The organism is Micromonospora sp. DT63, assembly GCF_049841615.1.
Lineage (GTDB): Bacteria > Actinomycetota > Actinomycetes > Mycobacteriales > Micromonosporaceae > Micromonospora.
In genome coordinates this window covers 1069654-1081122 of the sequence record NZ_JBNCKQ010000001.1, presented here as the reverse complement: position 1 = coordinate 1081122, position 11469 = coordinate 1069654, and the positions used below count along the sequence as shown (strand labels likewise).

Genomic DNA, 11469 nt, shown 5'->3' with positions numbered 1-11469 from the left:
CCCCACTCCGCACTGACAACAGAACACCACGACGCGCAAGGAACCCCTCATGACCACCCCCTTCAGCGCCGGCTCCCTCGTCACGGCCCGCGGCCGTGACTGGGTCGTACTGCCGGATAGCGCCCCCGCCCTGCTCGTTCTGCGCCCCCTTGGCGGCGCGGACGACGACATCGCGGCCGTCTTCCCGAGCTTCGAAACCGTCAGCAGCGCCGAGTTCGCGCACCCGTCGCCGGCCGACCTCGGCGACGCCCAGGCGGCGGGCCTGCTCCGGTCCGCGCTGCGGATCGGCTTCCGCTCCGGCGCCGGACCATTCCGATCCCTCGCCGGCATCGCCGTGGAGCCGCGGGCGTACCAGCTGGTGCCGCTGATGATGGCGCTGCGCCAGAAGACCGTCCGCATGCTGATCTCCGACGACGTGGGCATCGGCAAGACGGTCGAGGCCGGCCTCATCGCCAGCGAGCTGTTGGCGCAGGGCAGCGCGAGCGGGCTCGCCGTGCTCTGCTCACCGGCACTGGCCGAGCAGTGGCAGGCGGAGCTGCGTACCAAGTTCGGCATCGACGCCGAACTGGTCCTCGCCTCCACGGTTTCCCGGCTGGAGCGCGGTCTGGACCTGGGTCAGTCCCTGTTCGACAAGCACCCACACGTGATCGTCTCCACGGATTTCATCAAGTCGACCCGGCACCGTGACGACTTCGTCCGGCACTGCCCGGACCTGGTCATCGTCGACGAGGCGCACACCTGCGTCGCCGCCGACGACAACACCTCGTCGCAGAATCAGCTCCGCTTCGAGCTCCTGCAACGCGTGGCCGCCGACCCCGAGCGGCACCTGCTGCTGGTGACCGCCACCCCGCACAGCGGGAAGGAGAGCGCCTTCCGGAACCTGCTGGGCCTGGTCAAGCCGGAACTCGCGACGGTCGACCTCGGCTCGGACGCGGGCCGCCGGATGCTTGCCCCGTACTTCGTGCACCGCAAGCGCGCCGACGTCCGCCAGTACCTGACCCGGGAGGACGGGCTGGCCGACGACAGCCTCGCCGAGGAGACGTCGTTCCCCGCCGACCGGCACTTCAAGGACGAGACCTACCGGCTGTCTCCGGCCTACCGTGCCCTGCTCGACGACGCCATCGCGTACGCCAGTGAGCGGGTGAGTGCCGCCGACAAGCAGGGCCGGAGGGAGGCCCGGATCGCCTGGTGGTCGGCGATCGCCCTTTTGCGCTCGCTGGTGTCCTCGCCGCGCGCCGCCGCGCAGACCCTGCGTACCCGATCAGCGACCGCGACGGCCGGCACCGCCGAGGAAGCCGACCGCCTCGGCGCCCCGCTCACCAGCGACTTCTCCGACAGCGACGCCCTGGAAGGCCTCGACGTGGCCCCCGGCGCGGAGACCGGCGGCGTGGCCGACGCCGGTGCGCGGCTCGCCGAGCTGGCCGACCAGGCGGCCCAGTTGGAGGGGCCGACCGAGGACCGGAAGCTGGCCGCCCTGGTCACCCACCTCAAGGCGCTGCTCAAGGAGGGGTACCACCCGATTGTCTTCTGCCGCTACATCCCCACCGCCGAGTACGTCGCCGAGCACTTGGACGGCAAACTCGGCAAGAAGGCCGTGGTGCATGCCGTCACCGGCACTCTCTCGCCGCAGCAGCGCATCCAGCGCATTGAGGAGTTCGCCGAGGCGGCCGGCGACGATCCTGGCGCCCGCCGAGTGCTGATCGCGACCGACTGCCTCTCCGAGGGCGTGAACCTCCAGCATCACTTCGACGCCGTCGTCCACTACGACCTGGCCTGGAACCCCACCCGCCACGACCAGCGGGAAGGCCGGGTCGACCGGTACGGCCAGAAGCGCAGCGTCGTCCGAGTCATCACCCTCTACGGCAGCGACAACGGCATCGACGGCAAGGTTCTCGACGTCCTCATCAAGAAGCATCGGCAGATCCGCAAGGACCTCGGCATCTCCGTCTCCGTCCCCGACGCCGCCTCATCCGGGGTGACCGACGCGATCGTCGAGTGGCTGCTGCTGCGCGGCCGCGACGGCGAGCAGGACAGCCTCTTCGACGTCGACGAGTACAAGGCGATCGACAAGAAGGCCGCCGCCCTGGCCGCGGACTGGCAGTCCGCCGCGGAACGCGAGAAGACGTCCCGCTCCCGGTTCGCCCAGCATTCCATCCGCCCGGAGGAGGTGGCCCGCGAGGTCGCCGCGGTCCGCGACACGCTCGGCCGGGCAGCGGAGGTCCGCGGTTTCGTACGCCAGTCACTGCGCGCCCTCGACGGCGTGCTGCGCGACGACCCAGGTGGTTCCGGGGACTTCACCGCGGAGCTGAGCGGCACGCCCGCCGGGCTCCGCGACGGCCTCGCCCCAGCGCTCGGCGGCGACGTCGTCGAGCTGGGCCGCCCGGTCCCGTTCCGCAGTACGGCAGCCGTCGCGCGCGGCGAGGCCGCCCTGGTACGCACCGACCCGGCCGTGGTCGCCCTCGCCGGCTACGTCCTCAACGCCGCCCTGGACGAGAAGGTCGCCGGCCCCCGCCCGGCTCGCCGCTGCGGCGTGATCCGGACCCGGGCCGTCACCGGCCGCACCACGCTGCTGCTGGTCCGCTACCGCTTCCACCTCACCCTGCCGTCCCGGGCCGGCGTACGGCAGCTCGTCGCCGAGGACGCCCGGCTACTCGCCTTCGCCGGCGCACCCACCAACGCCACCTGGCTGCCCACCGAGGACGCGCTGAGGCTGCTCGACGCGACCGCCGACGAGAACACCGACCGCGACTTCGGCGAGCGCACGATGAGCCGAATCCTCGACGGCCTGCCCGCCGCCACCGACCACCTCGAGGAGTACGGCGAGGAGCTTGCCGCCGAACTCCTCGCCTCGCACCGCCGGGTGCGTAGCGCCGCCGGCGAGATCGTCCGCGGCCTGACCGTCACCGCGCAGAAACCCGCCGACATCCTCGGCGCGTACGTCTATCTGCCGGCTTCCACCCCCGCCGCCGGAGGAGTCGCCTGATGCCCGCCACCGCCCGCAACCAGGTCTTTTCCGCCGTCCACACGATCGGCGGGCTGATCCCCGCCGACATGCTGCTTCGGATCGCGGAGGGTAAGGACGTCACCGGCTCTAAGCCCGCCGACTACCGCGTGGTGGGCTCCCGGTCGGTACGCGACGACGCCGAACGGCACTGGGACTACCTCAAGTCGATCTGGAAGGACCTGCGCGACAAGCTCCTCGTCGCCCCGGAGGCGGAGACCCCCGCCGATCCCACCGGCCTGGCGGTTACGCAGTGGCTCGAACCGCTCTTCGACGAGCTTGGCTTCGGCCGGCTGACCGCGCTGGGCGCCGCCGGCATCACCGCCGATGACGGCGGCAAGACCTTCGCGATCAGCCACCGCTGGAACCACGTGCCGGTCCACCTGGCCGGGTGGAACGCCACGCTGGACAAGCGACCCGGCGGCGCCGGCACCGTGCCGCCGCAGTCGCTGGTGCAGGAGTGCCTGAACCGCTCAGAGGCCCACCTGTGGGGTGTGCTCACCAATGGTCGGCAGCTGCGGCTGCTGCGCGACTCCAGCGCGATGGCCACCGCCGCGTACGTCGAGTTCGACCTGGAGGCGATCTTCGACGGCGAGCTGTTCAGCGAGTTCGTGCTGCTGTACCGGCTGCTGCACGTCTCCCGCTTCGACGTGGCCGACGGCGCGGCGCCGTCGAGCTGCTGGCTGGAGAAATGGCGGACGGAGGCGATCGCCGCCGGCACCCGCGCCCTGGACCAGCTCCGCAAGGGCGTCCAGAACGCGATCACCGCGCTCGGCACCGGCTTCCTGCGCCACCCGAACAACGGCGCGCTGCGAGAGGACGTCGACCCGCAGGCCCTGCACAACGCCCTGCTGCGCCTGGTCTACCGGCTGCTTTTCCTCTTCGTCGCCGAGGACCGCGACGCGCTGCACCACCCCGACGCCGACGAGCAGGCCCGCGAGCGGTACGCCGGCTACTTTTCGTCCGCCCGGCTGCGGACGCGGGCGCGGCGCCGCCGCGGCACCGGGCACAGCGACCTCTACCAGGCGCTGCGAATCGTTCTCGACGCGCTCGGCGACGAGAACGGTCGCCCGGAGCTGGGCCTGCCCGGCCTCGGTGGCCTCTTCGACTACAACGAGGCCGACGCCCCGCTGCACGGCCTGGCCCTGTCGAACGACTCCCTGCTGACCGCCATCCGGCACCTGTCGCTGGTGCGGGACAGCAGCTCGCGGCGCTGGCGGTCGGTCGACTACCGCAACCTGGACGCCGAAGAGCTGGGCTCGATCTACGAGTCCCTGCTGGAGCTGGTGCCGAAGCACAGCGCGGTGGACCGTACCTTCGAACTTGTCGAACTCGCCGGCAACACCCGCAAGACCACCGGCTCGTACTACACGCCGTCCTCGCTGATCGACTGCCTACTCGACTCGGCACTCGACCCGGTGATCGACGATGCGGTGAAGCGCGGCGAGATGGCCGCCACGGCGGCCGGGCAGCCCGACCCGTCCGACGCGATCGTCTCCGAGTTGCTGTCGCTCACCGTCTGCGACCCGGCTTGCGGCTCCGGCCACTTTCTGGTCGCGGCGGCTCGCCGGATCGCCAAGCGGGTCGCGGCGGTCCGCGAACGCAACCCCGAGCCGACGGTCGACGCCGTACGCCACGCCCTGCACGAGGTCGTCGCCGGCTGCATCTACGGCGTCGACCTCAACCCGATGGCCGTCGAACTGGCCAAGGTTTCCCTCTGGATGGAGGCGCTGGAGCCGGGCAAGCCGCTGAGCTTCCTGGACGCACACATCAAGTGCGGCAATTCTTTGATCGGGGCCACTCCGAAGCTCCTCCGGGACGGCATTCCCAGTGCTGCCTTCGAGGCAACGGAGGGCGACGATCGGGCATACGCCAAGGCTCTGCAGATGCAAAACGCTACGGAGCGGGTGGGACAGGGGAGTCTCTTCGACCTGAATGGTGAAGTAATGGTCGCCAACACGACATTCGCACAAGGTCTTAGGCGCATCGCGGCGGCCCCCTCCGGCACGCTTCGTAATGTTCGCAGGCAGGCGTCCGCGTATCATGAGTGGGAAATCGCGGCTGAATATGCCCATGCGAAGCAGGTCGCCGACGCCTGGTGTGCTTCATTCATGTGGAAGAAGACTAAGGGATCGCCGCAAGCCGTCACCCATGGTGTGTTCCGTGCTATTGAGGGTTCCAACGCGGCTGCCGTATCGCAAGCTACTCACGACGAAGTCATCCGACTGCGTCGCCAGCACCTGTTCTTTCATTGGCATCTTGAGTTTCCCGACGTCTTCCGAGTCCCTGAGTCCGCGGCCGAAATCGAGACGGATCTGGGGTGGGCTGGAGGCTTCGACTGCGTCATCGGCAACCCACCTTGGGACACAGTGGATATTAAGGAGCAAGAGTTTTTTGCCCAACTCTTACCGGATGTGGCCGCCGCTACGAAGGCATCCGACCGGAAGAGCCTAGTTGCTTCTCTCCGAGAGGACCCTGGCACACGGCACCTCTTCGAGGAGTTCGAGTTGGCGAAACACGAGAGCTACAAGCAGAGTCATTTCTTGCGCCGTTCTGGTCACCTACCCTTGACCGGGCAGGGCAATCTGAACACTTACTCCGTCTTCACAGAAACGGTTCGGAACCTTGTGGGCGCCAGCGGCCGGGCGGCCCTTGTAGTCCCCACCGGTATCGCCACGGATGCGAGGACCCAGTACTTCTTCACTGATCTTGTGCGAACTGGATCGTTGGCGGCGTTGTATGATTTTGAGAACCGTCGCGGCTTGTTTCCGGACGTTGACTCTCGTGCCAGGTTCAGTATCTTGTCTCTGACTGGCGCCGGGCTAAGTGAGTCAGCCGCGCAGTTCGCGTTCTTCCTGTATGACCCAGCGGACCTCGAAATATTTGAGAAGAAGTTTTCCCTGACACCTGCGGAGATCAGACTCCTCAATCCGAATACTGGCACTTGCCCTGTATTTCGAACGCGTCGCGATGCCACGCTGACGATGGACATTTACCGGCGGGTGCCTGTCTTGGTTAAGGATGGGGATCCTAACGGCAATCCTTGGCAGCTTAGATCGTCGCAGGGTCTATTCAACATGTCCCATGACTCAAACATGTTCAAGTCGCGGCAAGAGCTTGAGGCTGAGGGATGGGGTCTCATCGGAAACGCCTTTATGAAGGACACCGCAAAGATGCTCCCGCTGTACGAAGCAAAGATGGTAAGCTTCTTCGACCATCGAGCGGCGGACGTGGTAAAGAGCCAAACCGCTGTGAAACGTCAGAATCAGCCCAATTATCTCGTGGCCGAAGAGCACGATTCCCCCGGCCGGCTTGCCCAGCCAAACCTTTGGGTTGCAGAGACCGATGTGGCGAAGAAACTCAATGCCTTGCAATGGGATCGGGACTGGCTTGTCAGCTATCGCGATGTCACGAGCGCAACCAATGCGAGAACGGCAATTCCGGCTTTCGTCCCCCGTGTAGCGGTGGGCCACAAGCTACCTCTTATATATCCACGTCTTTCAGCCGCGCTGGCCGCAGCGCTCGTGGCAGGTCAGAGTTCGCTGGTTTTTGACTACGTGAGCCGGCAAAAAATCGGCGGCGTCAGCATGGCGCTCTTCATCTGGAAGCAGCTTCCGGTGCCCACTCCGACAATGTTGGAGCCGCACACACCATTCTTCACGCCACGCGTCCTGGAACTCGTCTACACGGCCTACGACATGGCGGGGCTCGCCCGCGACCTCGGCGACTCAGGCGCTCCGTTTCGATGGGATGAAAGCCGCCGTGCCCAGCTTCGCGCCGAGTTGGACGCATACTTCTTCCATCTCTACGGGATTTCTCGTCCCGATGCGGATTACATCCTCGAGACCTTTCAGACTGACAACGGTGGCCTGAAGTACAACGAAATCGCAAGGTATGGCATTTACCGGACCAAGGGCTTGGTCCTCGCCGAGTACGACCGGATGGCCGCTGCCGGTGTCAGCCTGACCAGCCCGCTGATCGACGGCGAGACCTACACGTCAACCCTCACCCCGCCGCCCGGACACGGTCCCCGTCACTCGGCAGCCCCAACCATTCCTCGGCAGCGGTCGAGGGAGCACGACGCTCAACGAGCAAGCCAGGTTTGATCTGGCTAGACGGCACTGACGAGAGGGCATCCAGGGCGGAGCGCTACCTGGGTGCCCTCTGTGTTCACTCTTCCGTGTCCTGCAGATCCCGCCGGTGGTCTTTGATCCACCGCTCCACGTCCTCTGCCCGCCATATTCGCCCGACGGACAGGACGGCCGCTGGATCGGGAAAGGACTTCGAGTTGGTGATCTGGTAGGCGCGCGTGCGCGAGACGCCCAGCATCTCCTGAATCTCCTGGCTCGCGACCAGCCGAAGTTCTCCCACGTGCTGACGGTAAGAGCACACGAACTGAACACACGCTCTCTGTGCGAGTGCTCTCTTCACATGCGCCCTAAGCGTGTAGGCTGTGCATCTGTTCACCTCGGGGAAGTTGTTGGGGCGGTCAGCAGGGGAGGCGTGGCGGAAGCATGGGCAGGCGGTGGAAGTGGTTCTTGCGGCCTCGGGAGGTCGTGATCGATCTGACCGGGCAGGCGGTGCCGGACGGCGACGTGCCGGGGCGCTCCCGGCGGCTGGTGGTCGAGCACGTCGTACCGGGGCCGCGGGTGACCTCGCGGTGCGACGGCGGGTTCGTCTACGAGCGGCCCGAGGAACGGGCGGCGGGGTCTGCTGCGCGGAATCAGCGCGCGGGTCGTTACGCCCCGGATCGGCACGGCGAGCGGAACCGGGGGAGGTTTGCGACGCCGGACGGCGATGCGCCGGCCGGCGGCGAGCCAGTCGAGCCCGTGCTGCCGGACGCGGGCGGCGACTTCTTCGTCACTCCCACCCAGCTCGCGCGGGCGAACGGGCTGGTTGACCAGCACTGGCGGCGCCCAACGGAAAATCCGCGCAACCCCAAGTGCCAGGACTGCCGGGCCGACGGCACCTGTCCCCGGGCGGCCTGGGCCGACTCGATCATCACGCGCTGCCCGCGGACGTACTGGAAATGAACGCCTTTGACCTGTCGCCCGCGCAGATCCGCAACCGGCTGATCCTGCGGGCGCGGCGGGCGGCGCTGTACGCCGGGCCCCGACCACAGCCGCGCGTGCGCCCGCACGGTCAGGTCGAGGTGGTGCCCGCGGCGGCGGTGACTCGCGTACCGGTCATCCCGTGCGTGTCCGTCGCCCCCGGGAACGTGGTCCGGCTCGCCGAGTCCGACTACCAGTACCCAGCCGGTCCACTCCGGCTCCGGATCGTCCGGGTCCGGCTCGACATCAGCGAGTGGTACAACGGCCAGTGGGTCCGGCTCGAAGGCGTCGAAAGCGGGCCGGACAACCAGGACGGTGCGTTTCGACAGGTGCTGGCCAGGGTCGCCGCGCTGCCGGGGTCGAAGGAATGCCAGCAGGAGGCGCCCGGGTCCGTCACCCGAGCATCTCCCTGACGATGGCCTCGATCTCGGCGGCGGCCGGGTGCCGGGCGAGTTCAGCGCGGATTCGGCGGCGCATCGTCACGAAGCTCATGCCCTCGTCGAAGCGCCCCTCGGCAACGGTCGTGTGCTGGTCCCGGCCGAGTTCGACCAAACGTTGATGCATCGCGTTGCCCGCGTCGTACAGGGGGATGGGTAGGTTCCACAGGTGCTTGTCGACGTCGCGCTCGTCCTTGGCGTAGGACAGCATCGGCCGGACGAGTTCGGTCAGCGTGGAGCTGTTAAGGATCGCGCACAGGAAAAGGCCCTCGTTCTGGGACGCGATCGGTCCCCAGTAGAGCTTATGTTCAATGATTGCGGCGGAATCGTCGACGATGGCGGCGGCGACGTGCATGCCGGACGCGCCGTAGGCCAACCGGAGTAGCGGCGCGGGGAACTGGGCGGTGAGCCCGTGGTGGAAGTCGAGTCGCTCGGCCAGGGTGAGGCGGTCGCTGCTGCGGTTGGCCTCCCAGACGGCTTCCGCCTGCCGCCACCAACTGGCGAGGCCGGGGTGGTAGTCGAGCCGGTGGTTGGTGCCGGTCATCAGGTAGGACCCATCGAGCGGCAGCACAGCCTGTCGGGCGGTCAGGATCCGGTACGGAACGATGCACTCGCCGAGTAGGACCGGGCGGATAAACTCCGTTTCCACGACGCCTGCGAGAGCGGGAAGGCCCTTCCACGGCGTCTTTTCGAGGCTGCTGCGCGCCGAGCGAACCGCTCGACGGCCGGCGCTGAGGCCGAGTGGCCCTCCCGCCTCCGCTTCGACGAAGAACAGCATGCGCGGCACGATCGTGGCGCCTTGCGAGAACCGCGGCCCGTACGGTGACTCGGCGAGGGCTGGTTCGCCATGGACCAGGTGGGCTGGCTCTCGGGTGATGAGGGGTTCGATTAACTTCCATGCTTTGGCACTCGCCAGCAGACGTCCGGTCCACCGCTCGGTCACCGACGGCAGCCGTCGGTAGGTGCTCAGGGTGGCCCGGTCACCGAAGACGACGCTGGCACCCCGCGGAAAGGGATGGGGACGAAGGCGCCGCAGGTCCCAGGAGCCGGTGAAGGCGACGCCGGTCATTTCGCCGGGATCCTCATACCACCCGCTGCGAAAGCCCTCGAAGTATTCGCGGTCGAGCACCGAGTTGGGCAGGACGAAGGCGAACGCACCGCCGTCTCGAAGGTACTGCTGGACCGCTCTCGCGACGAAGAGAGTCGAGAGGTCCTGGTGCGTTGCGAACTTGCTGCCGTGCCACAGCCCGCGGTCGTGGGAGAACTTCTTAAAACTTGCCTGCATCTCCCGCGGCATGTGGCGGTAGGACAGCCACGGCGGGTTGCCGATGAGGATGTCCACCCGACTCTTCTTCCTGGCCAGCCAGACCGGTCGGGCCAGGTTGCGCAGGTAGTAGCTCCAGATGTGATCGCGTCCCTCGTCGTGCAGCCGGCACATCGCGTCGAAGGTGTCGAGGATCATCGGCTGGTCGTCAGCCGCGATGTCCATCCGATGGAAGAACCCCTCCAGGGAGGGAGGGTTGTCCGGATCTCGCGGCTTCGCCGCCATGCTGGCGAGGGTGGCGACGATCCGGTCGAAATGGCCGGGATCGTCGAGCAGGTGCTGAGGGAAGCGTAACCAGTCTTCGACCTGGCTCGCGTTGTGGCCGGCGCTGATCCGCACGTGGTCATCCGTGAAGAGGTCCAGTCGCTCCCGCCACTGCATGCTGTCGCCGAGGTACACAGGGATGGTGATGGGCCCTCGCCGGTCATCGGTGAGGCGGTCATGCCCGATCGCGAGCAGGTAGGTCACCCGCGCAAGCGCCACGGCGACAGGATGCAGGTCGACGCCGACTACGTGGTGGGAGAGCTGCGTCAGGGCGGCGTCCATCGGTACGTCCGCCGCCTCGGCCGCTGCGAGATAGCGGCGTACGGCGTGGAAGAGGAACGTGCCGGAGCCACAGGCCGGATCCAGCACCCGTTGCCGCAGCGGATCGGTGACGACCGTCTCGACGAGATGTTCGGCGAGCCAGTCCGGGGTGTAGTACTCGCCCATCCGCTTGCGCGTCTCGGCGCCGATCATGGATTCGTACAGCACCTTCAGGATGTCGTGGTCAGCCCTTGTCCACTCGAACCGCGCGAGTCCGCGGGCGAGGCCGTGGATGAACTCCCGACCGCCGGGCACCTCCGTGGTCCAGCCGAAGAAGTCGTGCTCGACCACGCCGAGGATGCCGGCCTGCTCAAACCGCTGCCCGGTGATCAGGCCCTCCGGCTGCAACTCCATGACGTCGATGCCGACGACCAGGTGCGCGATGATGTGCGCGCTGTTCATGAGCAGCGTGTGCTCCACGAAGAGGCCCGGATCGTTTACGAACTGCGTGCCCAGCGCGCTTCCTAGTAGCTCCGCCCACAGCTGTCGCTTCAACTCCACGGTCGGCAGCTGCGCGTGCTCTTCGTGGAGAGCGGCCAGTGCCGCAAGGTCGAGCTTGTGGGAAGTGCTCTCTGCGCCGAGGCGGCGAGCCACCTCGCCCGGAGTCGGTGGGACGCGCTGGCTCGTCGCCAGGACGCCTTCCAGCCAGTAGAACAGGGCCAGCCCGTCGGGGCGGGCGGCAGCAACGGTGTGGCTGTCGACCAGGGTCAGCGAGCCGCTTCTCATCTGATACGCACGCCAGGTGGCGCCGTCGGTGAGGATGCCGACGTACCGCTGCCCGGTCTCCTGGCTTCGCGATCTGACGTACCCCGCGAGTTGGCGTTCGGCCTCATGGAGTGTCCGCCCGGCGCGCAGTTGCTTTTTCACCTCGATGACGGTGAAGCCGATGTCGATGTCGATGCGCTGACCACCGCCGGCCGGAGCCTCCAGCTCGACGTCGAGATGGCTGTCGACGAGGCCGAAGTCACCGGCCAGCAGGAGCTGTCGAATGTCGGCCTGGAGGGTTGCCTCGCTACGCGCAGCACGGCGATCTGCGATGCGCGCCAGCAGCGGCTGCAACGAGGCGGGGAA

6 protein-coding genes are annotated in these 11469 nt (G+C 67.4%); 4 read left to right on the top strand and 2 right to left on the bottom strand.

Going from position 1 to position 11469, the window contains the following annotated elements; all coding sequences use genetic code 11:
* The first annotated feature begins 49 nt into the window (after window positions 1-49).
* Window positions 50-2983 carry a DEAD/DEAH box helicase gene (locus ACLQ27_RS04965; RefSeq protein ID WP_425865770.1) on the top strand — a complete coding sequence of 978 codons (2934 nt, stop codon included), beginning with the start codon at window positions 50-52 and terminating at the stop codon, window positions 2981-2983.
* The gene (locus ACLQ27_RS04960; protein ID WP_425865769.1) at window positions 2983-7107 is read left to right on the top strand and encodes an Eco57I restriction-modification methylase domain-containing protein; all 4125 of its coding nucleotides are present in this window, start codon (window positions 2983-2985) and stop codon (window positions 7105-7107) included. The genes ACLQ27_RS04965 and ACLQ27_RS04960 overlap by 1 nt, the downstream gene beginning before the upstream one ends.
* A gap of 64 nt (window positions 7108-7171) precedes the next feature.
* On the opposite strand, the gene ACLQ27_RS04955 is transcribed toward ACLQ27_RS04960, so the two are convergent.
* Complete coding sequence (locus tag ACLQ27_RS04955) at window positions 7172-7372, bottom strand: helix-turn-helix transcriptional regulator (RefSeq protein ID WP_357492485.1); 201 nt, start codon at window positions 7370-7372, stop codon at window positions 7172-7174.
* 185 nt (window positions 7373-7557) lie between these two features.
* Here ACLQ27_RS04955 and ACLQ27_RS04950 point away from each other — a divergent pair, with 185 nt between their 5' ends.
* Window positions 7558-8034, top strand: a complete 477-nt coding sequence (locus ACLQ27_RS04950) for a hypothetical protein (protein ID WP_357492483.1) — start codon at window positions 7558-7560, stop codon at window positions 8032-8034.
* Window positions 8031-8465: a hypothetical protein gene (locus ACLQ27_RS04945; RefSeq protein WP_425865768.1), complete on the top strand. Its 435-nt coding sequence runs from the start codon at window positions 8031-8033 to the stop codon at window positions 8463-8465. Before ACLQ27_RS04950 ends, ACLQ27_RS04945 begins: the two co-directional genes overlap by 4 nt.
* Here ACLQ27_RS04945 and ACLQ27_RS04940 read toward each other — a convergent pair.
* A complete protein-coding gene (locus tag ACLQ27_RS04940; protein WP_357492479.1) occupies window positions 8446-11457 on the bottom strand; it encodes an N-6 DNA methylase in 3012 nt (1003 codons plus the stop codon). The two genes, ACLQ27_RS04945 and ACLQ27_RS04940, sit on opposite strands and share 20 nt — an antisense overlap.
* Between the last annotated feature and the right edge of the window lie 12 nt (window positions 11458-11469).